The following is a 24,670-nucleotide window of genomic DNA, read 5'->3' on the forward strand; positions in this document are numbered from 1 at the left end:
AAAATCAGCGAAATCCATAAGATATTGATAATATTCGGTTGTTATACCAGAGAGCTGTCGTCGATGTGCCAGCGCGGCATTTTGGACAGACTGGGGTGGTGACAATCATGGATTTGCAGCCGTGAAGCACGATACGACTCCCGCATCCGTGGTCGGCCAGGGAGCCTATCACGACGAGCGCCTGGATGCGCTTCTCAGCATCACCGGCCGCATGGATGGCTACCTCTACCGCTGCCGTAACGATGCGTCCTACACCATGCTCTATATCAGCGACGGTATTCTCACCGTCAGCGGCTATCCGCCCATGGATTTCGTGCACAACGCCGTGCGCGACTACGTCTCGGCCATCCACCCGGACGACCTCGCCTCGGTCTATGCCGCCGTCGACGCCGCGCTCGAAGCGCGCCGTAACTGGAACGTCGACTACCGCATCGTACCGAGGGCCGGCGAACCGCTTTGGGTCCGCGAGATCGGCGGCGGTGTCTGGGACGACGCCGGCGAACTCGAATTCCTGGAAGGCTTCGTGGTCGACATCAGCGACCGCAAGGTTGTCGAGGACCTCAATTCCCAGCTGCTGCTGGATCTGAAGACCGCCAACGAGGAGCTATCCGTGCAGAAGCGCGAGATCGAATTGGCGAAGCAGCAGAGCGACCATTCGGCCAACCACGATCTGTTGACGGACCTGCCCAACCGGCGCGCCTTCCACAACGAACTCAAATCGGTGGTCGCCCGCTGCGGCGCCACGGGCGAGGCGGCCGGTCTTCTGTTCATCGACCTCGACCGCTTCAAGGAAGTCAATGATACGCTCGGGCACGAGGCCGGCGATGCGCTGCTGCAGCGCGTATCGAGCCAGCTTCGCTCGATCCTGCGCAGCGCCGATTTCGTGGCCCGGCTTGGCGGTGACGAGTTCGCTTTCCTGTTCTCGGGCGACGCCGATCTGGCACAGCAGAAGGCCGTGCGCGTTGCCGAACGCATCCTGGAAAGGTTGCGGATCAAGGTTCCCACGCCGAATGGCGCCATCCAGGTCGGCTGCACCGTTGGCGTGGCCATGTATCCGGCGGAAGCCGCCGATTCCGAAGCGTTGATCGCACTCGCCGACCGGCTGATGTACATCGGAAAAAAGAGTGGCCGCAACCGCTTGGTCACCGCCAAGGAAATGGCGCCGCAACAGCCATCGTCCGGGCCTCGCCACTCAATTCGCAAGACCGCCTAGGCGCGTCTATCGGGAGTGTGAACCAAAGCACTCAGCCTGGCGCGAACACGCGTGCGGCCTCGACGACCTCATCGACCTGATCCTGGCGGAGCAGATCGATCGGAGTGCGGCCTTCGAGCTGCGCCGAGGGACGCGTCAGCCACAGCCAGGCCAGCCTGGGATTGCTGATCAGGGCCTGCACGTCGCGGATGCCGGCGACCGGCCTGCCGTCGACGAACTGCGCTAGCGGGAAGACGTGCTTGCGGCCGCCCTTGCGCAGGGCGATGACCTCACTCCGCCTTTGCCAGCGATGCAGGGTCGAGCGGGCGATGCGCAAGTTCTCTTCCAGATAGGTCGATCCGGCGACGCGGCCGGCCCAGTCCTCGATCAGCATCGATTCGAGGTCGTCGGCTCGCTGCGGCGAGGAAGCAGGTCCATCGATATCCACCAGGGATGCCGGCGGCAGCCCCGTTGCGCCGCTTGTGCCGGCCTCGCTGCGGCGCGCGGCTTCCGCCGCTAGCGCGCGCACGAATTTCGATGCAAGGCCGGGAAGGTCGGCATGGATGGCATCGATGGCGCGCTGATGCTTCGGCGACAGCAAGGTGACGGCGGACGCTATGCTGCCGGCGATCTTGCCGACCGAGACCATGGTGGGTTTGTTGATGGCCTCGTCATAGTGGGCAAGGGCACGTTCGACCTTTTCCGCGACCATCTCCGCGAAGTCATTGGGCTTGATGCCGGTGCTCTGGAACTGAAATCTGTTCATGCATCTGTCTTCTGGCCGCGCGCTCCCCTCCCACAGCTGCGGCCGGTTGTTGAACGGCTACAGCGGAAAGCGGAAATCGCGGCGGCAACAGATGCTACGGCCCGACAGCATGCTGTCTTGCATTTTTTAACACCCCAACTGGCTGCGGGCACCCTGAAATGTCAGTCCGAGGTCGCCTCGATTGCGTGTAGGTTGGATGTATGACAGCTGCGCGACGGTGAGAAGCGATCCTCGTAGCGGACGAAAAGCCAACTGCTTGGCTTTTCGAGCTTCGAACGGTGAAGACCCGGTCCGCCTTCGGGCGGATCAAAAGGTCCAGTGGACCTTTTGAAGGGCTGGGAGCCTGCGACGGGCTGGAGCGCGGCCCGGCTACGGTACAGGTGCGGGACTTTCGGCCTACAGCAACCCCGCCTGTTCCGCCTCGCGGCGCAGGTTCTGGCGCGGGCGCGGGCCGATCTGCTGGATCACCAATCCGGCCGCCAGTGAGCCAAGGTCGCCGCAGACCTTGAGGTCGCGGCCTTGGGTGTAGCCATGCAGGAAACCGGCGGCATAGAGATCGCCGGCGCCTGTCGTGTCGACCAGTTCCTTGATCGCCGTCGCCTGGATGACCACGGTCTCGTCGCCGCACACGATGACCGAACCTTTTTCCGAGCGGGTGACGGCGGCGATCCGGCAATCCTTGCGGATCTGTGCCAGCGCCTCGTCGAACGACGATGTCTGGTAGAGCGACTTGATCTCGTGGCTGTTGGCAAAGACGATGTCGACCGTGCCCGAGCGCATCAGGTCGAGGAACTCGTCGCGGTAGCGGTCGACGCAGAACGAATCCGAGAGGGTCATCGACACTTCGCGGCCCGCCGCGTGCGCCAGCTTGGCCGTCTGCCGGATCGCCTCCTTGGCGCGCGGCGGGTCCCACAGATAACCTTCGAAATAGGTGACCTTGGCGCCGGACGCCTTGTCGGCCTCGACATCCTCCGGTCCGAGCTCGACGCAGGCGCCGAGATAGGTGTTCATCGAGCGTTCGCCGTCGGGGGTGACGAAGATCATCGAGCGCGCCGTCGGCGGCAGGCCTGACAGCGGCCTGGTGTCGAAGGCGACGCCCTGCGCATGGATGTCGTGCGCATAGATTTCGCCGAGCGCATCGTTGGAGACCTTGCCGAAGAAGGCGGCGCGGCCGCCGAAGCTGGCGACGCCGGCCGCCGTGTTGCCGGCGCTGCCGCCGGACGCTTCGATCGCCGGGCCCATGCGGCTGTAGAGGAGTTCGGCGCGCTGGGTGTCGATGAGGTTCATCGCACCCTTGATGATGCCGTTGGTCTCGAGGAATTCCTCGTCGCACTGGGCGATGATGTCGACAATGGCATTGCCGATGCAAAGCACGTCATAATCCGGCATCAATGTCTCCGCCAAAAACCCCAGCCGGCTTCTTGCCACGCTGGCCGGGCGCGGGTCTAGCGATTTGAAACCGGTTTGCCTAGGGTGTGTTGATATTCAGGTGATGCCGGCCTGCAAACGGTGGTACCTGGCTTCCGGTGCTCACGTACAGAAAGTACGGTCCGCCCCGGTTCTCGGACCCCACCGTTTTCGACTCGGCCTGACCTGAACCTCACCCCATCCTTCGAGCGCGCAACTTCAACGGATCAGGCCGGAACAAAGACGCATCTGCAACGAGGCGCTATGACAATTCGACCGTGGCCGAAGCATTTCATCGCGGCGCCGCCTACAAGCCTGATCAGCCGATCATTTTTCGAAGGCGAGCCAGTCCATGCCGACAAAAAACGGGCCGACAAAGAACGATATGACGACCGACCTGGCGCTGCTCGCCGTGCTGGCGGTGCTTTGGGGCGCCTCCTATACCTTCATCAAGATCGGTGTCGAAACGATCCCGCCGGTCACGTTCATTGCCGCGCGCACCCTGATTGCCGGCGGTATCCTGTTCGTCATCATCCGCTGGCGTGGGCTCACCATGCCGGGCGGCACGGCAAGCTGGCGCCGCTTCGCCTTCCAGGCATGCCTCAACAGCGTCGTGCCGTTCACGCTGATCGCTGCGGCCGAACGCTCGGTTGACGCAGGCCTCGCCACCATCCTCAACGCGACCTCGCCGATCTTCACCTTCCTGCTGACCGCGCTCATCACCCGCCATGAACCGGTCACGTTGCGCAAACTGATTGGCGTCGGCGCCGGCATCGCCGGCATCTGTCTCATCATCGGCACCGAGGCGCTGGATGGTCTCGGTCACGAGCTCTGGGCGCAACTGGCAATCGTCGCGGCGACGATCTGCTATGCCGGTGCGGCGATTTTCGGCCGTGGCTTCAAGGGCCTCGATCCGATGCTGCCCGCCGCCGGTTCGATGCTCTGCGGCGCCATCATGTTGGTGCCGCTCAGCCTGATGGTCGACCAGCCCTGGACGCTGACACCGTCGACGGCCTCGATCCTGGCCTTGCTCGGCCTGTCGGTGTTTTCTACCGCGCTGGCCTTCGTCATCTATTTCCGCCTCATCCACACACTGGGCTCGGTCGGCACCACCTCGCAAGCCTATCTGCGCGTGCCGATCGGCGTCGGCATCGGCGCCGTCTTTCTCGGCGAAAGCCTTGGGTCGACGGCGTGGCTTGGCATGGGTTTTGTTGTCGCCGGCGTCGCGGCGATGACCATCCCGGTTCGAAAGCCGGCACTCGCTCGATAACGCAATTCCAGGAAAAGTGTGAAGCGGTTTTCCGTCCGGAATTGCGTCAAGACAAAGAGCCATCGGCGCTTGTGACGGCCGGGCGCCTCGCCTATCTCCGAGGCGACCCGTTCGACAAGAGGTTGGAAGCACCGTGATCTCAAGCGCCGCCCGCGCCGCCGCCGGCCAGTTGTTCTCGCCCGAGTTCCGTTCGGTGTTCATCAAGACGCTGGGCTTGACCTTGCTGGCGCTGGTGGCCTTGTGGTTCGGGCTCACCAGCTTCGTCGAGTGGCTGGCCCTGCCATGGCTCCACGCGCTGCTGCCCGGCATGCCGTCCTGGGCCGGCGCGCTGGGCGGCATCATCGCCGCCATCGCGCTGGCCTTCGGCATGGCGTTGCTCATCGCACCGGTGACGGCGATCGTTGCCGGCTTGTTTCTCGACGACATCGCCGAGGTGGTCGAACGCACCGACTATCCCCGCGATCCGACCGGACGCGCCATGCCCGCGCTGCGCTCGCTGGTCTTGTCAGCCAGGTTCCTGGGCGTCGTCATCCTCGGCAACATCGTCGCCCTGCTGCTTCTCTTGGTGCCGGGTGTCAACATTGCCGCCTTCTTCATCGTCAATGGTTATCTGCTCGGCCGCGAGTTCTTCGAATTCGCGGCCATGCGCTTTCGCCCGGAAGAAGAGGCCAGGGCCTTGCGCAGGCACTATGCCGGCACAGTGTTTCTCGCCGGGCTAGTCATATCAGCCTTCCTCGCCGTGCCGCTGCTCAATCTGGTGACGCCGCTGTTCGCCGCCGCCATGATGGTGCATCTGCACAAGGCGATTTCGGCACGGGAAGCTGGCTAGACCTGAATATCGGCGAATTTGGCGAAGGAGAAATCCGCGTCCGAACTCGTCACGGTTCTCAGCGGCCCGCCGCCCGTCGACGACGGCAAGCGTCATGCGACAGGCCTCTTTCAAGTTGAAGATTTGGCAAACAGCGCCTGCAATTTGCCGAACGGCATGGCGGCGCGGGTAAAGCCGAACGTTCCGTCCTGCTGGATCTCGCGTGCTGCCGTTTCCAGCATGCCATAGGCAAAATTGGTCAGCCACGGCCCGAGCGAAATGCGTTTGACGCCGGCCGTGGCGAGATCGGTAATGGTGAAATCGGGCCTCGCCATGACGTTGACCGGCTTGCTTACCGCCGAGCAGATCGTGCGGACCATCTCGACATCGCCGATGCCTGGCGCATAAAGCACGTCGGCGCCGGCCTTCTCGAAGGCCTGCAGCCGCTTGATCGTGTCGTCAAGGTCGGACTTGCCCCACAGGAAATTCTCGGCGCGAGCCGTGAAGACGAAATCGCGCTTCAACGCACGCGCCGCCTCAACGGCCGCCGCGACGCGCTCGACGGCGTGCGAGAAATCATAGATCGGCTTGTCCGGATCGCCGGTGTGGTCCTCGATCGAGCAGCCGGCAAGGCCGGCCGCTTCGGCCGCGAAGATGGTTTCGGCGGCACGCTCGGCGCTGTCGCCCTTGCCTTTCTCGAGGTCGGCCGAGACCGGCAGGCTGGTCGCCGCCGTCACTTCGCGGCAATGATGGATCATCGCCTCGAAGGTCACCGACCCGTCCGGCAGGCCGCGCGAAAAGGCAAAGCCGGCGCTGGTCGTCGCCAGCGCCTTGAAGCCGAACGAATCCAGCAGCTTCGTCGTGCCGACGTCCCAGGGATTGGGCATGACGAAAGTCGAGGCATGCAGGTCACGAAAGATCTTGCCCTTGTCCATGGTAGTTCCCCCATCATGTGCGGCGTGGCGGAGAGGATTCTAGCTTGCCCTCCTTGCCCGGGCAAACGAATGCGCTTGGTTCAGAAGCGTTTCTCGTTCTCTGCTGCCAATCTGTCCAGCGCGTCGGAATCCTTGACGTAGCGCGACGTTTTTGTGTCCCAGCGATAGGTGACCGAAATGTCCTGCGATGCCGCTTCGGGCGGGGCATCGTCGCAGCTTTCTTCGCCGGGCACGGTGCTGTCTGTCACCGTCACCTTGATGGCGGCATAGGGTTGCCCGTCGGCGATGGTCTCGAACGCCACATCCTGCTTGCGGCTGTAGGCGCACAGCTTTTCATCGAACGTATAGATCATGTCGATCAGTTCGAACTTGTCGTCGCGGACCATGATCAGCGGCGTGATCACATAGTTCTGGTTCGAATTGAAATGCATGCTCATGGTGATGAGGACGTCATCGTTGGCGCTGACCGAAAGCTTGCCGGGTTCGCGGAAATAGGTGCCACGGTCGACGGCGACATTGACGGCGTCGAGAAGCGTCGGCTTGCCGGCAATGTCGTACAGCGCCAGCACCGCATAACCTTCGGCGCTGTCGGGAGAATCGCCGAGGTCGAACAGCATCGTCAGCCGGTCCTTGCCGCCGGCCTTGATGGCAAGCACTGCGGCATTGGAAAAGCCCGATGTCTCTGGCGGCGAACCGCCACTATCCGGCCCCTCGACATGCCGTATCTTGATCGGCAACCCGCCTTTGTAGAAGCCGTCCTTGTCTGCGGCGAGATCTGGAATGACCATCCTCGCCAGGTCGAGATAGGTGACGTCCTTGTGGCCCGGCAACGCGCTGGCGGGGTCCGGGAAGCTGACGGCTTGCGCATCCGCCGCGGTCCACAAGAACGGCAGCAGCATCAGGGCGAGGATGAAGCGAAGCAGGTTCGTTGGCATGGGCGCCTCGGGCTGTCGGGCGCGCGGAAGGTAGCATAGCGGTCCGGGGCGTCCAGTCCGTCCGTCAACCCAGCGGGCAGTGGCCAGCGGATCAGTGGATCGGCACCAGCCCGGCCAGTTCGCGCATGTCGTCGAACAGGATGCCGCCGGCCTGGATCAGGCCGTCGCGGTCGGAATAGGGGTCGCCATGATAGGAGAACACCCGCATGCCGGCGGCGATGCCGGCTTGCGTGCCGGCGACGCTGTCCTCGATGACGATGCAGTCGGCAGGCGTAAAGCCCATGGTCTTCGCCGCATGCAGGAACAGGTCGGGGAACGGCTTGCCGCGGCCGACCATGGTCGAGCTGAACATCGCATGTTCGAACAGCGGCAGCAGCCCGGTCTGGCCAAGCGTGATGTGCATCTTCGACACCCGGGCAGAGGTGGCGACGCAATAGGCGATACCGGCCGAACGCACCTTTTCGACGAACTCGCGGACGTAAGGGATCGCCTCGACCCCGTGGGCGAACAGGTCCGGCAGTCCGGCATTCCAGCGATCGACGAAATCGGCGCCGAGCCTGACGCTGGTTTCCTCTTCGATCTGCTTCTGCACCGACGCCATGCTGCGGCCGGAGAAATTCTTGCGGCAATATTCGAAGCTTGTCGGATAGCCAGCAGCGCTCAGCCATTCAGCGAGGCGTCGATTGGCGAGATTCTCGGTATCGACCAGAATCCCGTCGCAGTCGAAGATAACAAGTTTCGGAATTTGCATCAGGCGGTGCCGGTCGATCCGAACCCGCCCGAGCCACGCGCCGTGCCGCCGGCCAATGTCCGCTCTTCCACCGCCGCCTGCGTCACCGTCGCAAAAACGATCTGGGCGATGCGCATGCCGCGCGTCACCGCGAAATCCTCGTCGCCGAGATTGATCAGGAGCACCTTCACCTCGCCGCGATAGTCGCTGTCGATGGTGCCGGGTGTGTTGAGGACGGTAAGGCCGTGTTTGAAGGCGAGGCCAGAGCGCGGCCGGACCTGGCCTTCCATGCCTTCGGGAATTTCCAGGATCAGCCCGGTCGGCACCAGGGCGCGCTTTCCCGGCAGGATCAGCAGCGGCCGGTCGTCGGGCACCGCGGCGCGCAGATCCATGCCGGCTGCACCGGTGCTTTCATAGGCGGGGAGGGGAAGTCCTTCACCGTGCGGCAACCTGACGAAGCCGACGGTCGGACCGATGACGGAGGGAGTTTGAAGGGCTGCGCGCATAAAATCGATCCTATCGGCGCGAACGGCGATTCGGTCAACTCGGCTCTGGCGCTATCAACGGCTTTCTTTCGGGCATCACTATGGCATGACCATCGGAACAACCGTCGTCTCCTTGATCTCCTCCATCACGAAGGAGGCGGAAACATCCGAAAGCGCCACCTTGGCGATGAGCCGCTGATACAGCCGGTCATAGGCCTTCACGTCGGCGACGCGGGCGCGCAGCACATAGTCGAGGTCACCGGACATGCGATAGACGCCGGTGATCTCGGGAAAGCCGGTCACCGCGGCCCGGAATTTCTGCAGCCAGTCCGGGTCGTGGTTGGACGTACGGATCAGGATGAATACCGAAAGGCCAAGCCCGAGCTTTTCGGCATCGACCAACGCCACGCGGCCGGTGATGACGCCATCCTCCTCAAGCCGCTTCACCCGGCGCCAGCAGGCATTGCGCGACAAGGTCACCCGTTCCGACAACTGGTCGACCGACAGCGTGCCGTCGCGCTGCAATTCAGTCAGCAATTTTCGGTCGATTTCATCGATTTCCAGCGCCATGTGGGATGTTTGTCCCATCGAATGGCCAAATACAAGGACATTTTGAGACCGATGAACCGGCAAAGCGTGTCAGGATACTCATATCAGGAACTCAAGCACTGAAGGGGAACCAGCATGTCGGCACGGCTCGCAAAGATCTTCACCTCGCATCCGGCCAAGGTCGGCGAAACCTATTTCGGCCATATGGCCTTTGCCGCCTGGTTCTCGTCGCGGTTGATGATGGCGGCGGGTGCCGCACTCGTTCACGCTTTCTTGCCATTTCTGTTTGAGACTACCGCCAGCCGAATCGTCCGCGAGCTTTACGAGCGGACGCACAACAGAGGCACACGCACGATCGAACGCCCCTCGGCGCTTCCGGATCGTGCCTAGAGGACGACAGAGCGATGTGCCGGTGGGCGGCCTATTTCGGTGAAGCGGTCTTTCTCGAAGACATCCTCACGGCGCCCTGTCACTCGCTGATCGCCCAGAGCCATTGCGCCCAGGAAGCGAAATCGCCGACCAATGGCGACGGTTTCGGCCTTGCCTGGTATGGCGACCGTCAGGAACCGGGTCTGTACCGCGACATCCTGCCGGCCTGGTCCGATCCCAATCTGAAGAGCCTGTGCCGGCAGATCAAATCCGGCCTGTTCCTGGCCCATGTACGGGCCTCGACCGGCGGCGCCACCAGCCGCATGAACTGCCATCCCTTCATTTCGGGCCGCTGGTCGTTCATGCACAACGGCCAGATCGGCGGCTTCGAAAAGATCCGCCGCGCGCTGGAGAATTCGCTGTCCGACGCCGTCTTTGACCAGCGCGAAGGCACCACCGATTCCGAACTGTTTTTTCTCCTGATGATTGACGAGGGATTGGCCGCCGATCCTCAAGGCGCCGTCTCACGCGCCACCAGCCGGGTGCTCGACGCATCGCGCCGCGCCGGCCTCGAGCCGGCGTTGAAACTCACCGCCGCCTTTTCGGACGGGCAGGCGCTGCATGCGGTGCGCTATGCCACTGACGCCCACGCCCCGACGCTCTACACCTCCGTCTTGCGCAAGGGCGGCGGCCGCTGCATCGTTTCCGAACCCTTCGACCGCGAGGGCGGCGACTGGCAGGCCATCCCGCCATCGAGCTTCGTCACCATGACCAGGGACGGCATCACCATCCGTCCCTTTGCTCCGGCATCGGCCAGGCTGGCACTGGCCGTCTAGTTGCAAATTGCAACAAAGTCGCGGGACAGCTCCGACCTCTATCGACCGCAGCGCAATTCCGATCAAACGCGGCGGACCCTGCAGTGCTCCACTCCGCTTGAAGTCTTGAACTCGCGCCGCCTTCCGCCATCTTGACGGGACGAGCGCGGCCAAGCCGGAGCATTCGTCATGGACCTCGTCTTTTCCTCGACCGTCGAACTGGCCGCCGCGATCGCCACACGGAAAATCTCGGCCGTCGAAGCGCTCGACGCGCATCTGGCGCAGATCGACAAGCACAATGAGGCGGTCAACGCCGTCATTTCGCTCGACCGGGAGGGCGCCCGCGAGCGCGCCAAAAAGGCCGACGCAGCCCAAGCGCGCGGCGCCGCACTCGGGCCACTGCACGGCGTGCCGTTCACGCTGAAGGACATGCACGAGACGGCAGGCATGAAGACCACGGTCGGCTTCCCGCCCTTCGCCGACTATGTCGCCAGACGGGACAGCCCGGTCGCTGCCCGGCTGAAGGCAGCCGGCGGCCTGCTGATGGCCAAGACCAATGTCGCGGTCATGCTGTCGGACTGGCAGTCGAACAATCCACTGTTCGGCCGCACCTGCAATCCCTGGAACCTCCAGCGCACGGCGGGTGGCTCCAGCGGTGGTGCGGCGGCGGCGCTTTGCGCAGGGATGACACCCTTCGATGTCGGCACCGACATGCAGGATTCGATCCGCCTGCCTGCCGCCTTCTGCGGTGTCTATGGCCTCAAACCGACCGAGCATCGCGTCTCGCTGGCCGGCGCCTTCCCCGATCCGGGCGCTGCCGCGCGCAGCGTGCGGTTGATGTCCTGCCTCGGCCCGCTGGCGCGCAGTACCGAGGACCTGGCACTTATCTACGGGATCATAGCCGGGCCCGACGGAAGCGACACCGATCTTGCGCCGGTGCCGGTCGAGGACATGCCGAAGCTCAGCCTCAAGACACTGCGCGTCGCCTTCGCGCCGTCCTTTCCCGGGTTTCCGGTGGCTGGCGCGATCAGCGCGGCAGTCGAAAACCTCGCCAGGCAGCTGCAATCGGCAGGAGCGATCGTCGAGGAAGCGAAACTCCCAAAGCTCGATTTGCATGATGATTTGGAGCAGGGCGGGGCGCTGATCGGCATGATGATGGAGGCCGCGCAACCCGAGCCACCGGAGGCTCCGACGCCGGTGTCTCGCTGGTTCGAGGCGCTCGCACGCCGTGACAGATCCATTCTCGCCTGGGACCAGTTCTTCGAAAGCTGGGATGCGCTGCTCTGTCCGGTCGCCATGACCACAGCCTTCCCGCATTGCGAGCCCGGCACGCCGATCCAGGTCGATGGAAACGGGCAGAGCTACTGGATGCTGCCGGCCTATGGAGCGGTGTTCAACTACAGCGGTCATCCGGCACTTTCGATGCCGTGCGGACAGGATAGCGACGGCTTGCCGATCGGCCTGCAACTGGTCGGCAAACGCTGGTCGGAATCGCGACTGCTCGGCATCGCCAGGGCAATCGAACCGTTGACCGGTGGCTCTCGCCGTCCGCCTGGCTATTGAGCGAAGCGCGACAATCCGTAAGCGCCCAGTAGCGGGTCGCGGTCGCCGTCGAGGATTTCCCGTGCGGCGAACAGGCCGACAGCCGGCGCCAGCGTGATGCCGGAATGCATGACGGCGACGTAGACACCGTCCATGCCTTCAGCGCGGCCGATGATCGGAAAGCCATCTATCGGGGTTGGCCGGTAGCCGACCGTGTGGAAGTCCAGCTCCAGTTCGTCGCCGCCGCGCAAACTGCCTTGCAGGGTCGCAAACAGCTCGCTGGCCGTGATTTCAGCATCCATGCCCGGATCGGCGCCGCCGAAATCCGAGCCGGCGATGATGCGACCCTCCGCCGTCTGGCGCATGTGCAGCCGCTCGGCCAGCACCAGGCCATTGAGCAGTTTCTTGCAAGGCCGCGAATGGACGATCAGCCCGGGCGGCGTCTCGATCGGCAGGTTGATACCAGCCGTCGCGGCAATATCCGGCGAGCCGACGCCGGCCGCGATCACCACCTCGTCGGCGGCCATCAGGCCATGCGAGGTGTCCACCCCGGCAATCCTGCCGCCGGTCTGGACCAGCGCCGTGACCGTGCTGGAGATGATCCGCGCTCCGCGCCGTTCGGCATCGGCCAGCAGCGCCTTGGTGGCGGCCACCGGTTCGGCGACACCCTCTTCGGCGACATGCAAGGCGGCGTCGGGAAGCTCGGCGAGATTGGGCTCGATGCGCGCAACGCCGGCCCGGTCGACTTGGCTGATGCCGTAGCCCCAGGATGAATGCTCGGTGGCGTAGGTTTCCATCGCCGCCGCCGACAAATCCCAGCACAAGCCGCCGCACCAGCTGAGCGGAGTTTCGGGCAGGTCTCGCGCCAGCCGCGACCATTCGGCCATCGCGCGGATGCGCAGACGGAAATAGGGCTCCGGATTGCCCCGGCTGGCGTTGATCCAGGCGAACGAGTTCGGCGTCGCAACCCCGCCGGCGGCGCTGTCGGCGATGACCGTCACCTGGGCACCCGCCTTGGTCAGATGCCAGGCGATGGAGGCACCGATGATCCCGGCGCCGATGACGATCACTTGCTTGACTGCACTCATGCTGAACCTCTGCCGAACGGATCTTTTGATGCCATCGCGGCGGGCCTATCTCAAGTGCCAGCAGGCTGATCCGGTCAAATCTGTTCGACAGGCTGGAAATGCACTGCTAGAAGCCCGCGCCACAGACAGGATTCCAGACATTGGCTGAAGACATCGAACAAGCGGTATCCCGCCGCCGCACATTCGCGATCATCGCGCACCCGGACGCCGGCAAGACGACGCTCACCGAAAAGCTGCTGCTGTTCGGCGGCGCCATCCAGCTTGCCGGCGAGGTCAAGGCCAAGAAAGACAAGATCCAGACCCGGTCCGACTGGATGAAGATCGAGCGCGAGCGCGGCATTTCGGTCGTTACCTCAGTGATGACGTTCGAATACGAGGACAATGTCTTCAACCTGCTCGACACGCCCGGCCACGAGGATTTTGCCGACGACACCTATCGCACGCTGTCGGCGGTCGACAGCGCGGTCATGGTCATCGATGCCGCCAAGGGCATCGAGCCGCGCACGCTGAAACTGTTCGAGGTCTGCCGGCTGCGCGACATCCCGATCATCACCTTCGTCAACAAGATGGACCGCGAAAGCCGCGATCCGTTCGAGATTTTGGACGAGATCGAGCAGAAGCTGGCGCTGGACACAGCACCCATCACCTGGCCGATCGGCCGCGGCAAGACGTTTTCAGGCACCTATCATCTGGCGCTGAACGCCGTGCGCAGGGGCGACGACGAGAAGGAACGCACGCCGGTCAACGGTCCCGATTCCAATCGCGTCGCCGGGCTGCTGCCGGAGAACGAGCGCGAAGCCTTCATCGAGGAACTGGAACTGGCGCGCGAAGCCTGCCGTCCGCTCGACATCGACGCTTTTCGCGAAGGCCATCTGACGCCGGTCTATTTCGGCTCGGCGTTGCGCAATTATGGCGTCCGCGACCTGATCGAGGCGCTCGGCGCCTACGGCCCGCCGCCGCGTGCGCAGGAAGCCGACACCCGCAAGGTCGAGGCGACCGAGGACAAGATGACGTCGTTCGTCTTCAAGATCCAGGCCAACATGGATCCCAACCACCGCGACCGCATCGCCTTCGTCCGCGTCTGTTCGGGCAAGCTCGAACGCGGCATGAAGGCCAAGCTCGTGCGCACCGGCAAGCCGATGTCCTTGTCGGCGCCACAATTCTTCTTTGCCCGCACCCGCGTCACCGCCGACGAGGCGTTTGCCGGCGATGTCGTCGGCATCCCCAACCACGGCACGCTGCGCATCGGCGACACGCTGACCGAAGGTGAGGAGATCCTGTTCCGCGGCGTGCCGAACTTCGCCCCGGAAATCCTGCGCCGTGTCCGCCTCGGCGACGCGATGAAGGCCAAGAAGCTGAAGGAAGCGCTGCACCAGATGGCCGAAGAGGGCGTCGTGCAGCTGTTTTCGCCCGAGGACGGCTCGCCGGCCATCGTCGGCGTCGTCGGCGCGCTGCAGCTCGACGTCTTGAAAGAGCGGCTGAACTTCGAATACACGCTGCCGGTCGAGTTCGAAATGTCGCGCTTTTCGGTCTGCCGGTGGATCTCGGCCGACGACAAGGCGGAGGTTCTGCGTTTCATCGAGGCGCATCGTGGCGACATCGCCCGCGACCTCGACAACGATCCGGTGTTCCTCGCCCAGCACGCCTTCTCGCTCAATTACGAAGCGGAACGCTGGAAAGCGATCCGCTTCGCCACGATCAAGGACTATCAGGTCCGCGACAAGGCGGCTTGAACCTGCCGGCGCGCCGGCAATCTCTGGCCCGACCTACTCAGCCTTTCGCTGCCTCTTCGATCTTGGCGATGTCGATCTTGCCCATCTGCATCATAGCAGACATGACCCGGCCAGCCTTGGCCCCGTCCGGATCCTGAAGCAGCCTGGGCAGTTGCTCCGGCACGACCTGCCAGGAGACGCCGAACCTGTCCTTCAACCAGCCGCATGGGCCGGGCTCGCCGCCGCCCTCCGTGAGCCTGGTCCAGAAATGGTCGACCTCTTCCTGCGTCTTGCAGTCGATCGACTGCGACATTGCCTCGGTAAACTTGTATTGCGGTCCACCATTGAGCGCCTGGAACGGCACGCCGTCGAGCTCGAACGAGGCGACCAGCACTTTGCCTTCATCGGCGTGGCCCTTGGGCCAACGCATCACGCTCAGCACCTTCGAATTCTTGAAGATGGAGGTGTAAAGGTTCATGGCCTCCTCGGCCTGGCCATCGAACCACAGGCAGGTGGTGATCTTTTTCATGTCGTGCTCCTCACGCTGTTTCGGTTGCTGCTATGGTGAAACGGCTCACTCCGAGAATGGGGTGCCATTCCCTTGCCGTTTGTCCAAGGACGGGCGTGCGGCGCGCAATCCGACAGCGGTCTGCAATTTTTTCGCAGAAACCGGGTTTTCGAAGAATCTGGCGCATCGCAAAATTGTGGCCAGACCAGGCTTGCGCGTCTATAACGCCTGCGGTCCGAATTCAGCGCCGCCACGCTCCGCATCGAGCGCAGCCAGCCAGCCAAGGAAAATTCATGCCTGCCTATCGCTCCCGCACCACCACCCATGGCCGCAACATGGCCGGCGCACGCGGCCTCTGGCGCGCCACCGGTATGAAGGATTCCGATTTCGGCAAGCCGATCATCGCGGTGGTCAATTCCTTCACGCAGTTCGTGCCGGGCCATGTGCACCTGAAGGACCTTGGCCAGCTGGTCGCGCGCGAGATCGAGAAGGCCGGCGGCGTTGCCAAGGAGTTCAACACCATCGCCGTCGATGACGGCATCGCCATGGGCCATGACGGCATGCTCTATTCGCTGCCGTCGCGCGAGCTGATCGCCGACTCGGTCGAATACATGGTCAACGCCCACTGCGCCGACGCCATGGTCTGCATCTCCAATTGCGACAAGATCACACCCGGCATGCTGATGGCGTCGCTGCGTCTCAACATCCCGACCGTCTTCGTTTCCGGCGGCCCGATGGAAGCCGGCAAGGTGGTGCTCGCCGGCAAGGCGCAGGCGCTCGACCTCGTCGACGCCATGGTGGCGGCCGCCGACGACAAGATTTCCGATGAGGACGTCAAGGTCATCGAACGCTCGGCCTGTCCGACCTGCGGCTCCTGCTCCGGCATGTTCACCGCCAATTCGATGAATTGTTTGACCGAGGCCCTGGGTCTCTCGCTGCCCGGCAACGGCTCGACCTTGGCCACACATGCCGACCGCAAGCGGCTGTTCGTCGAGGCCGGCCACCTGATCGTCGATCTCGCCCAGCGTTATTACGAGCAGGATGACGAGACGGCCCTGCCGCGCAACATCGCCTCGAAAGGCGCCTTCGAGAACGCCATGACGCTCGACATCGCCATGGGCGGCTCGACCAACACCGTGCTGCACATCCTCGCCGCCGCGCATGAGGGCGAGATCGACTTCGATCAGGATGACATCGACGCGCTCTCACGCAAGGTGCCGGTGCTGTGCAAGGTGGCTCCCGCCAAGTCCGATGTCCACATGGAAGACGTCCACCGCGCCGGCGGCATTTTTGCCATCCTCGGCCAGCTCGACAATGCCGGCTTGATCAACCGCGACCTGCCGACCGTGCACACGCGGACGCTGGGTGACGCACTCGACCATTGGGATATATCCCGCTCGACCAGCCAGAGCGTGCGTGATTTCTTCCTCGCCGCACCTGGTGGTGTGCCGACGCAGGTCGCCTTTAGCCAGGACCGCCGCTGGGACGAGCTCGACCTCGACCGCGAAAAGGGTGTCATCCGCTCAGCCCAGCATCCCTTCTCAAAGGATGGCGGCCTTGCCGTGCTGAAAGGCAATCTGGCGCTCGACGGCTGCATCGTGAAGACCGCCGGCGTCGACGAGTCGATCCTGAAGTTCACCGGCCCGGCGCGGGTGTTTGAAAGCCAGGACGCCAGCGTCAAGGCGATCCTGTCCAACGAGATCAAGGCCGGCGATGTCGTTGTCATCCGCTATGAGGGACCACGCGGCGGCCCCGGCATGCAGGAGATGCTCTACCCGACCAGCTATCTGAAGTCGAAGGGGCTAGGCAAAGCCTGCGCACTGGTCACCGACGGTCGCTTTTCCGGCGGCACCTCGGGTCTGTCGATCGGCCATGTCTCGCCTGAGGCGGCCGAGGGCGGTTTGATCGGCCTGGTGCAGGAGGGCGATACGGTCGAGATCGACATCCCGAACCGGACCATCCGTCTCGCCGTCGGCGATGCTGAACTCGCCAGCCGCCGGGCGGCCATGGATGCCAAGGGCACGGCTGCCTGGAAGCCCGAGGAAAAGCGCAAGCGCAAGGTGACGACAGCCTTGCGCGCCTATGCCGCGATGGCGACCAGCGCGGCCAAGGGCGCGGTCAGGTTCGTGCCTGAATAGGCCCCGCCTTTTCCTTCTCCCCTTGTGGGAGAAGGGGAAGCCGCGCCGGACGGCGCCGGATGGTTCTTTTAAGCGGGATGACGACAGATGGATTTCGACCTTATCGTTCGCGGCGGCACGCTGCCTGATGGCAGGGTCGCCGACATCGGCATCAACGGCGAGACGATCGCGGCGATTGAGCCGAAGCTCGACGTCGCTGCCGGCACGACGATCGATGCCAGTGGCAATCTGGTCTCGCCGCCCTTCGTCGACCCGCATTTCCACATGGACGCAACGCTCTCCTACGGCATTCCGCGCATTAACGCCTCTGGCACGCTGCTCGAAGGCATTTCGCTGTGGGGCGAACTGAAGCCGCTTTTGACGCATGAGGCGGTGCGCGACCGCGCGCTTGCCTATTGCGACTGGGCGGTGTCGATGGGCCTGCTCGCCATCCGCACCCATGTCGATGTCTGCGATGACAGGCTGCTGGCGGTCGAAGCCCTGCTCGACGTCAAGAAGACGATCGCCCCGTATATCGATCTGCAATTGGTCGCCTTTCCGCAGGACGGGTTCTATCGTTCGCCGACGGCACGCGACAACACCATCCGCGCGCTCGACATGGGCGTCGACATCGTCGGTGGCATTCCGCACTTCGAGCGCACCATGGCCGATGGTACGCGCTCGGTGACGGAGCTGTGCGAGATCGCGGCAGGGCGCGGTCTGATGGTCGACCTGCATTGCGACGAGACCGACGACCCGCTGTCGCGCCATATCGAGCAGCTTGCCTATGAGACGCAGCGCCTCGGCCTGCAGGGCAAGGTCGCCGGCTCGCACCTCACCTCGATGCATTCGATGGACAATTACTATGTCTCGAAGCTTTTGCCGATGATCGCCGAGGCGGGCGTTTCGGCGATCCCCAACCCGCTGATCAACATCATGCTGCAGGGCCGCCACGACACCTTCCCCAAGCGACGGGGCATGACCCGGGTCAAGGAGATGCAAGCGCTGGGCATCCGCGTCGGCTGGGGCCAGGATTGCGTGCTCGATCCCTGGTATTCGCTCGGCACCGCCGACATGCTCGACGTCGCCTTCATGGGCTTGCATGTTGCCCAGATGTCGAGCCCGGCCGACATGGCGCGCTGTTTCGACATGGTCACCAATGTCAACGCGTCGATCATGGGGCTCGATCATCTCGGCCTGGCGGTCGGCAAGCGCGCTAGCCTTGTCATCCTCGATGCCGGCAATCCGATCGAGGCTTTGCGCCTGCGCGCCGAGCGCCTGTGCGTCATCGCCAGGGGCAAGGTGGTGGCGGAGCGAATGAGGCAGGATACCAGGCTTTCCATTCCGGGCAGGCCAGGCCAAGTGAATCGCAGGCACCTCACGCCGCATCAGGCCCAATAGAACAGGCCAGACCCAGCCGATTCCCCGGTTCTGGCCTTGCCGATTCCCGGATTTCTCCTCGTCAAAGCAGCCGCTTCCGTCTACGACGCGGCTACGTAGGGAGGAATCGGGATCGGCATGACGCAGCCCGTGGCGCAGAATTCGACCATCAGGAACGTGCTTCTGGCCGGCATTCTGCTGATGCTGGCCGGCGACTTCCTGTTTGCCCTGAACGACGCGATGGGCAAGTGGCTGGTCGCCAGCTTCTCCGTTGGCCAGGTGGTGCTGATCCGATCCATCGGCGCCTTTTTCGTGCTTGGCCCGATGATCGCTCATCAGGGCACGGCCAAGCTGTTTCGCATGGAACGCCTCGAACTGCAGCTGCTGCGCGTGGTGATGACCACGCTCGACACCGCGTTGTTCTACGCCGCCGTCGTCTACCTGCCGCTTGCCGACGTGATGAGCTTCTACATGGCCGGACCGATCTATGTCGCGGCACTGTCGCATTTGCTGCTTGGCGAAAAGGTGGGCTGGCGCCGCTGGGTGGCGATCCTGCTCGGCTTCTGCGGCGTGGTGATCATGCTGAAACCATCTTCGGCGGCGTTCTCGCTGTCATCGAGCTTCGCGCTCGCCGGCAGCATTGCCTTCGCCTTCGCCATCATCCTCAACCGGCGGCTGCGCGGCACCAGCGACACCAATCTGGTGACCTGGCAGACCATAGGCACGATGGTGGTCGGCGGTGTGCTGACCATCGGCGCCTGGCAGACCCCATCGGCGCTCGATTTCGGCGCCATGCTGCTGCTCGGCATCGTCTCTTGCGGCGCGCATCTGATGATCACCAGGGCGCTCAAGCTGGCGCCGGCCTCGACACTGGCACCGTTGCACTACACGCTGCTCTTGTGGGCGGTGGTGTTCGGACTGGTGTTCTTTGGCGACGTTCCAGGCCCGCGCATCCTGATCGGCTCGGGCATCGTCGTTCTCGCCGGCCTGTTCATCTTCCACCGCCAGAAAGTGGTCGACACCACGGTGCCGCCGGAAAACGTGCCGAAGGGCGTCAATTAGGATCCAGGTTTCTGGTAGGATCCAGGTTTCTGGCGCCTAACCCCGGCGTACCGCCGCCAGATGCCGCGAAAACTCCGGCGTCTCCATCAGTGCCTTGCAGCGGACGAACCGGCCGTCGGCATAGGCGCGGAAATCGTCGACCGGGTTGTTGTTGGCGAGCTGGATCAGCCCCCACAGCGTCCATAGCAGGTCGCACATCGCCTTGTAGATGACGACGCGGCCGCGCTCCGCCGACCTCGCCTCGCCGCCGAAATAGGCATGCATCATCTCTTCGTCCTGCGCCGTGTCGAATTTGCCTTCCACGCTGAGGTCGCCAAGGTCCCAGAGCGGATCGTTCATGCCCGAATATTCCCAGTCGACGATCCACATCCTGTCGCCGGCATCGAGAAAGTTTTCGCACAGCGGATCGCAGTGACAGGCGGCGAGGGGCAGGGGATGGGCGGCAAGCGCCGACCGCACGCTCTCGGCTTCGCGCACCACGTCATGATAGCCGGCCGGCAGGGCGACATCCTTGGTCGACAGCACCTTAAGATAATCGTCGATCATCGCAAACAGTTCGAAACGGAAGGGAAACACCGCGCCTGAGTTGTGCAGCTTACGAAAGGCCTCGCCGGCCCGCGCCGGGCTGCCCGGCCGAACCTTGAATTTTTCCGGCGACATCGTCTCGGCGCCAACGATGAAGCGCGTCACCATGATCCCGGAGCCGGGATCGACATGCAGAACCTCGGGACTGACCCCCGCCTTTGCCGCTTCGCGCGCCGCCACCGCTTCGTTGGCGCGGTTGATGTATTCCTCGGTGCCCTTGCCCGGGATGCGCAGGCAGAACTCGCCAGCCTTGAAAACCAGATTGGTGAGGCCGCCGAGCCGCTCCAGCGGCCCGGTGTAGCTGGCCAGCATGGGAATGGCGGAAAGCGTTTCACGCACCTCGTCGGTCACCATACCTGCGTCCCCACACGCTGTTATTTGTCGCAGCGACGGTTCCACAATTTTCGTGCTTTGGCTATCATCCGATACGAGACCGATTGGTGGACAGGACAAAAGTGGCGGACAAGAAACATCAGGGCCCGCTCGCCGAGGCTTACGCGGCGAAGCGGCCAGAGGACGTCGCGGCACTCTATGATCGCTGGGCGCAGACTTATGACGCCGATATGTCGGCCGCCGGTTATCGCCATCCGACGATCTGCCTTGCCTTGCTGGCTCGCCATCTGCCGCGCGGTGCCGCACCGCTGCTTGATGCTGGCGCGGGCACCGGGCTCATCGGCGAATGGTTGACCATTGCCGGCTATCCCCAGATCGAGGCGCTAGATATCTCGGAAGGCATGCTCGCCCAGGCGGCCCACAAAGGGGTCTATTCGGCGCTTCATTGCCTGGCGCTCGGCGGCAAGTTGCCCTTTGCCGACGATGCCTATGCCGGCATCATTTCGGCCGGCGTCTTCACCTCCGGCCATGTCGGCGCTGAGGGGCTGGACGAGCTGATCCGTATCTGCCGGCCGGGCGGCATCATCGTGCTGACGGTCAAGAACACGCTGTGGGATGCCGGTTTTGCCGCGCGCATCGCCGCACTCGAGGCGCAAGGTCTTGTCACGTCCGTCGAGGAAACGCGTCCTTACGTCTCCATGCCGGGCGAGGCCGACACCGTGCCCAGCCGCGGTCTCGCTTTACGCGTCACCTGATCTACGCTTTGACCTTGGCGGCGGCCGGGTCGTACATCGACTCGAGATGGATCTTGGCCGGCGACCGCTCCATCGCCACAACCAGCTCATAGTCGCCCGAGGCGAGAAAATCGTCGCTCACGCCGTCGATGTTGCGCACGTAGCCGTAGCCGATGTTGCTGCCCACCGTGTAGCCATAGCCGCCGCTGGTGAGATAGCCGACCGGCTCGCCGTTGCGCAGGATGGTCTCGCGGCCGAGCAGCACGATCTCCGGATCATCGACCGTGAAGCCGGCAAAGCGCTTCTTCAATGCCGCGCCGCTGATCGTCTCAAGCGCACGCCGTCCAACGAAATCGGTGTTCTTGCGCAGCTTGACCGCCCAGCCCAAGCCGGCTTCCTGCGGCGTGTCGTTGGGCGTGATGTCGGAGCCCCAGGCGCGATAACCCTTTTCCAGCCGCAGCGATTCCAAGGCGCGATAGCCGACCGGGCGGATACTGTGCTTGTAGCCAGCAGCCATCAGTGCATCGAAGACTTCCCCTGTCGCCGCGATCGGCACATGCAATTCCCAGCCGAGTTCGCCGACATAGGTGACGCGCAGCGCCCGCACTGTGCGGCCGGCGATGACAATCTCGCGCACATGGCCGAACGGGAAGCCGGCATTGGACACATCGGCGTCGGTCACGGCTGAAAGCACGTCGCGCGCCCTAGGCCCCATCAGCGACAGCGTGCCGAAATCCTCGGTGACATCGACAAGCGTGGCCTTGAGCCCTTTGCCGATATGGTCGCCGATCCAAGACAGGTCATGCGTGCGGAACCCGGTGCCGGTGACGATGTAGAACATCTCCTCGGCCAGCCGCGCCACGGTCAGATCGGCCTCGATGCCGCCGCGCGTGTTGAGAAGCTGCGTGTAGGTCAGCCGGCCGACCGGCTTGTTGACATCGTTGGCGCAGATCCAGTCCAGCGCCTTCAGCGCGTCAGGTCCGCTCAGCTCATATTTGGCGAAGGAGGATTGGTCGAAGATGCCGACCTTTTCGCGCACATGCCGGTGCTCGTCGCCGACAGCTGCGAACCAGTTCTGGCGCCCCATCGAATAGACGTCCCGCGGCTCGATGCCTTCTGGCGCGAACCAGTTCGGCCGTTCCCAGCCGAGCTTCGAGCCGAACACGGCGCGCTGCTGTTTCAGCCGATCGTAGAGTGGCGAGACGATGTGGGGTCGTCCGCTGGCGTACTCCTCATGCGGGAAGCCGATCGTATAGTGCTTGCCATAGGCTTCCAGCGTGCGGTCGCAGACCCACTGCCGGTCGCGGTGCAGGTTGGAGAAACGCCTGATGTCGACGACCCATAGGTCGAGCGGCGCTTCGCCATCGACCACCCACTGCGCCAGCACCCAGCCGGCGCCGCCACCCGACGCGATGCCGAAGGCGTTGAAGCCGGCGCCGACGAACATGTTGGCGCATTCGGGTGCTGCGCCAAGGATGAAATTGCCATCCGGCGTAAAGCTCTCCGGCCCGTTGATCATCTGCTTGACGCCGACGGTTTCCAGCGCCGGCACGCGCGCCATCGCTTGGCGCATGTGCTGCTCGAAATGGTCGTAGTCGTCGTCGAACAGCCGGAACTCCCAATCGTGGGGCACATCGCCGGTCGTCCACGCCTGCGGGTTCGGCTCATAGCCGCCCATCACCAGTCCGCCGACCTCTTCCTTGAAATAGGTGCGCCGGTCCGGGTCGCGGATGGTCGGCGCATCGGTCGCCAGTCCGTCGATCTTCTCGGTGATGATGTACTGGTGTTTAACCGGCTGCAGCGGCACGTTGATGCCCGCCATTGCGCCAACCTGCCGCGCCCATTGCCCGGCGCAGTTGACCACCTTGTCGCACGCGATGTCGCCCTTGCTGGTCTTCACCACCGTGATGCGGCCAGCCTTCATCTCGAAGCCGGTGACGCGCACATCCTCGAACAGTTTGGCGCCATGCATGCGCGCACCCTTGGCCAGCGACTGCGTGATGTCCGAAGGGCTCGCCTGGCCATCGGTAGGCAGCCAGGAAGCGCCGACGAGATCGCCGGTTTCCAGCAGCGGCCACATCGCCTTGACCTCCGCCGCCGACAGCAATTGCATGTCCATGCTGAAGCTTTTTGCCGTCGTCGCCAGCCTCCTGTATTCGGTCCAGCGGTCGGCATTGGTGGCGAGCCGCAGGCAGCCGGTCATCTTCCAGCCGGTGGCAAGGCCGGTTTCGGCCTCCAGCCCCTTGTAGAGGTCGACGGAGTATTTGAGCACGCGGGTGATCGAGGCGGATGAGCGCAACTGGCCCACAAGGCCGGCGGCGTGCCAGGTCGAGCCCGAGGTCAGCTTGCCCTGTTCGAGCAGCACCACGTCGGCCTTATGGTCGCGCGCAAGGTGATAGGCCGTCGAACAGCCGATGATGCCGCCGCCGATGACGACGATGGCGGCCTGGCTGGGCAATGTCATGATTTTTGTATCCCGTATTTTGTTCTGTAGTTTTCCAGCGCCGCATCGAGCCGCGTCAGGTTTTCCTCGGTGTAGGCGACATAGTCGATGCCGGGCGCGTCGAGGTAGAGTTCGGACACCATGCTCCACATCGCCTCGCGCAGCAGCGAGGCGCACTGCATGGCGGCATGCGAGCGGCGGATCGCTCCATCCGGCTCCTTCATGAAATAGGCGGTCAGGAAGGCGAAGGATTCCTCGTCGCTCATGCCGGCATTCGAGGCGACGCCGGCGAGGTCGAACATCGCCGTGTTGAAGCCAGCATACTCGAAGTCGATCAGCCACAGCCTGCTGCCGTCGTCGAGAATATTGGCCGGCAATAGATCATTGTGACCAAAGACGATCGGCAGCAATTTCTGCGCGCGCTCCAACTCGTCGGCCAGCGCCAGCAGGCGGGGCAATTCGCTGCGCTTGCGGCTGTCGCCCTCTTCAAGCGTGCGCGCATAATCGCGAATGACATGGAACACCCAGAACATGAAGCCGGCGCCAGAGACGTGATTGGGCATCTCCCGGTGGAAGCCGCGCATCAGGGCTGCGACGCGGCCAAGATTGGCGCGCACGTCCTCGGCGAGATAGGTTTTGGCGCCAAGGAACTCAGTCACCAGGATGCCCGGTTCGGCATGGAGGACGGCTGGCGCGAAACCGGCGGCATGTGCCGCCCGCGCGGTCATCACCTCGCGCTCGCGAAAGACGTGATGGAACGGATAGTCCTTGCCGAAGCGCACGACGTGCTTTCCGGCCGCGTCCTCGACCACATAATTGGCATTGCTGAGACCGCCGGGCAGCGGTGCGATCTCGATGCCGCCGGTCCAGCAGGGCAGGGCGCGGATGCTATCCTCGGCGGTCAT

The 24,670-nt window shown here is 63.8% G+C and carries 23 protein-coding genes; 11 read left to right on the forward strand and 12 right to left on the reverse strand.

Annotated elements, in window-relative coordinates; genetic code table 11:
• Window positions 1–121: 121 nt before the first annotated feature.
• Window positions 122–1,213 carry a sensor domain-containing diguanylate cyclase gene (locus AC1D10_RS13495; protein ID WP_477272428.1) on the forward strand — a complete coding sequence of 364 codons (1,092 nt, stop codon included), beginning with the start codon at window positions 122–124 and terminating at the stop codon, window positions 1,211–1,213.
• Window positions 1,214–1,244: 31 nt separating this feature from the next.
• Here AC1D10_RS13495 and AC1D10_RS13500 read toward each other — a convergent pair whose 3' ends face one another.
• Both AC1D10_RS13500 and AC1D10_RS13505 read right to left on the reverse strand, forming a co-directional pair.
• Window positions 1,245–1,958 (reverse strand): antitoxin Xre/MbcA/ParS-like domain-containing protein, encoded by a 714-nt coding sequence (locus tag AC1D10_RS13500; RefSeq protein WP_477272430.1) that lies wholly within the window; start codon window positions 1,956–1,958, stop codon window positions 1,245–1,247.
• Between the two features lie 396 nt (window positions 1,959–2,354).
• A complete protein-coding gene (locus AC1D10_RS13505; protein WP_477272432.1) occupies window positions 2,355–3,347 on the reverse strand; it encodes an adenosine kinase in 993 nt (330 codons plus the stop codon).
• A 370-nt stretch (window positions 3,348–3,717) separates the two neighbouring features.
• On the opposite strand from AC1D10_RS13505, the gene AC1D10_RS13510 reads away from it, so the two are divergent.
• Together AC1D10_RS13510 and AC1D10_RS13515 are read left to right on the forward strand one after the other, a co-directional pair.
• Window positions 3,718–4,635 (forward strand): DMT family transporter, encoded by a 918-nt coding sequence (locus AC1D10_RS13510; RefSeq protein ID WP_477272434.1) that lies wholly within the window; start codon window positions 3,718–3,720, stop codon window positions 4,633–4,635.
• Window positions 4,636–4,768: 133 nt separating this feature from the next.
• Window positions 4,769–5,464: a sulfate transporter family protein gene (locus AC1D10_RS13515; protein ID WP_477272436.1), complete on the forward strand. Its 696-nt coding sequence runs from the start codon at window positions 4,769–4,771 to the stop codon at window positions 5,462–5,464.
• Window positions 5,465–5,574: 110 nt separating this feature from the next.
• Here AC1D10_RS13515 and AC1D10_RS13520 read toward each other — a convergent pair whose 3' ends face one another.
• The 5 genes from AC1D10_RS13520 to AC1D10_RS13540 all read right to left on the reverse strand — a co-directional run bounded on the left by AC1D10_RS13520 (window position 5,575) and on the right by AC1D10_RS13540 (window position 9,098).
• Window positions 5,575–6,378, reverse strand: coding sequence for an isocitrate lyase/PEP mutase family protein (locus tag AC1D10_RS13520; protein ID WP_477272438.1), 804 nt, complete (start codon window positions 6,376–6,378; stop codon window positions 5,575–5,577).
• An 80-nt stretch (window positions 6,379–6,458) separates the two neighbouring features.
• A complete protein-coding gene (locus AC1D10_RS13525) occupies window positions 6,459–7,313 on the reverse strand; it encodes a hypothetical protein (RefSeq protein ID WP_477272440.1) in 855 nt (284 codons plus the stop codon).
• 91 nt (window positions 7,314–7,404) lie between these two features.
• The gene (locus AC1D10_RS13530) at window positions 7,405–8,064 is read right to left on the reverse strand and encodes an HAD family hydrolase (protein ID WP_477272442.1); all 660 of its coding nucleotides are present in this window, start codon (window positions 8,062–8,064) and stop codon (window positions 7,405–7,407) included.
• Window positions 8,064–8,549: a dUTP diphosphatase gene (gene dut, locus AC1D10_RS13535; protein WP_477272444.1), complete on the reverse strand. Its 486-nt coding sequence runs from the start codon at window positions 8,547–8,549 to the stop codon at window positions 8,064–8,066. The genes AC1D10_RS13530 and dut overlap by 1 nt, the downstream gene beginning before the upstream one ends.
• 78 nt (window positions 8,550–8,627) lie before the next feature.
• On the reverse strand, window positions 8,628–9,098 hold the full coding sequence (locus AC1D10_RS13540) for an Lrp/AsnC family transcriptional regulator (protein WP_477272446.1): 471 nt from the start codon (window positions 9,096–9,098) through the stop codon (window positions 8,628–8,630).
• 114 nt (window positions 9,099–9,212) lie between these two features.
• On the opposite strand from AC1D10_RS13540, the gene AC1D10_RS13545 reads away from it, so the two are divergent.
• The 3 genes from AC1D10_RS13545 to AC1D10_RS13555 all read left to right on the forward strand — a co-directional run bounded on the left by AC1D10_RS13545 (window position 9,213) and on the right by AC1D10_RS13555 (window position 11,824).
• The gene (locus AC1D10_RS13545; RefSeq protein ID WP_477272448.1) at window positions 9,213–9,467 is read left to right on the forward strand and encodes a DUF6356 family protein; all 255 of its coding nucleotides are present in this window, start codon (window positions 9,213–9,215) and stop codon (window positions 9,465–9,467) included.
• Between the two features lie 14 nt (window positions 9,468–9,481).
• Complete coding sequence (locus AC1D10_RS13550; RefSeq protein WP_477272449.1) at window positions 9,482–10,282, forward strand: class II glutamine amidotransferase; 801 nt, start codon at window positions 9,482–9,484, stop codon at window positions 10,280–10,282.
• A 168-nt stretch (window positions 10,283–10,450) separates the two neighbouring features.
• Window positions 10,451–11,824, forward strand: a complete 1,374-nt coding sequence (locus AC1D10_RS13555) for an amidase (protein WP_477272450.1) — start codon at window positions 10,451–10,453, stop codon at window positions 11,822–11,824.
• Here the strand turns inward: AC1D10_RS13555 and AC1D10_RS13560 are convergent.
• Window positions 11,818–12,891: an NAD(P)/FAD-dependent oxidoreductase gene (locus AC1D10_RS13560; RefSeq protein ID WP_477272452.1), complete on the reverse strand. Its 1,074-nt coding sequence runs from the start codon at window positions 12,889–12,891 to the stop codon at window positions 11,818–11,820. The two genes, AC1D10_RS13555 and AC1D10_RS13560, sit on opposite strands and share 7 nt — an antisense overlap.
• A gap of 140 nt (window positions 12,892–13,031) precedes the next feature.
• On the opposite strand from AC1D10_RS13560, the gene AC1D10_RS13565 reads away from it, so the two are divergent.
• Window positions 13,032–14,624, forward strand: a complete 1,593-nt coding sequence (locus AC1D10_RS13565; RefSeq protein ID WP_477272454.1) for a peptide chain release factor 3 — start codon at window positions 13,032–13,034, stop codon at window positions 14,622–14,624.
• 37 nt (window positions 14,625–14,661) lie between these two features.
• Here AC1D10_RS13565 and AC1D10_RS13570 read toward each other — a convergent pair whose 3' ends face one another.
• Window positions 14,662–15,132 carry a VOC family protein gene (locus AC1D10_RS13570; protein WP_477272456.1) on the reverse strand — a complete coding sequence of 157 codons (471 nt, stop codon included), beginning with the start codon at window positions 15,130–15,132 and terminating at the stop codon, window positions 14,662–14,664.
• 272 nt (window positions 15,133–15,404) lie between these two features.
• Here AC1D10_RS13570 and ilvD point away from each other — a divergent pair, with 272 nt between their 5' ends.
• The 3 genes from ilvD to AC1D10_RS13585 all read left to right on the forward strand — a co-directional run bounded on the left by ilvD (window position 15,405) and on the right by AC1D10_RS13585 (window position 19,670).
• Window positions 15,405–17,249, forward strand: coding sequence for a dihydroxy-acid dehydratase (gene ilvD, locus AC1D10_RS13575; protein ID WP_477272458.1), 1,845 nt, complete (start codon window positions 15,405–15,407; stop codon window positions 17,247–17,249).
• A gap of 87 nt (window positions 17,250–17,336) precedes the next feature.
• Window positions 17,337–18,629 carry an amidohydrolase family protein gene (locus AC1D10_RS13580; RefSeq protein ID WP_477272460.1) on the forward strand — a complete coding sequence of 431 codons (1,293 nt, stop codon included), beginning with the start codon at window positions 17,337–17,339 and terminating at the stop codon, window positions 18,627–18,629.
• 117 nt (window positions 18,630–18,746) lie between these two features.
• Complete coding sequence (locus AC1D10_RS13585) at window positions 18,747–19,670, forward strand: DMT family transporter (protein WP_379101577.1); 924 nt, start codon at window positions 18,747–18,749, stop codon at window positions 19,668–19,670.
• Window positions 19,671–19,706: 36 nt separating this feature from the next.
• Here AC1D10_RS13585 and AC1D10_RS13590 read toward each other — a convergent pair whose 3' ends face one another.
• Window positions 19,707–20,609, reverse strand: a complete 903-nt coding sequence (locus AC1D10_RS13590) for a phosphotransferase (RefSeq protein WP_477272463.1) — start codon at window positions 20,607–20,609, stop codon at window positions 19,707–19,709.
• Window positions 20,610–20,710: 101 nt separating this feature from the next.
• Here AC1D10_RS13590 and AC1D10_RS13595 point away from each other — a divergent pair, with 101 nt between their 5' ends.
• Window positions 20,711–21,343, forward strand: coding sequence for a class I SAM-dependent DNA methyltransferase (locus tag AC1D10_RS13595; RefSeq protein WP_477272465.1), 633 nt, complete (start codon window positions 20,711–20,713; stop codon window positions 21,341–21,343).
• A 1-nt stretch (window position 21,344) separates the two neighbouring features.
• On the opposite strand, the gene AC1D10_RS13600 is transcribed toward AC1D10_RS13595, so the two are convergent.
• Together AC1D10_RS13600 and AC1D10_RS13605 are read right to left on the reverse strand one after the other, a co-directional pair.
• Window positions 21,345–23,786: a GcvT family protein gene (locus tag AC1D10_RS13600; RefSeq protein ID WP_477272467.1), complete on the reverse strand. Its 2,442-nt coding sequence runs from the start codon at window positions 23,784–23,786 to the stop codon at window positions 21,345–21,347.
• Complete coding sequence (locus AC1D10_RS13605; RefSeq protein WP_477272469.1) at window positions 23,783–24,670, reverse strand: phosphotransferase; 888 nt, start codon at window positions 24,668–24,670, stop codon at window positions 23,783–23,785. Before AC1D10_RS13605 ends, AC1D10_RS13600 begins: the two co-directional genes overlap by 4 nt.

Source organism: Mesorhizobium sp. P2_A8 (assembly GCF_056404935.1).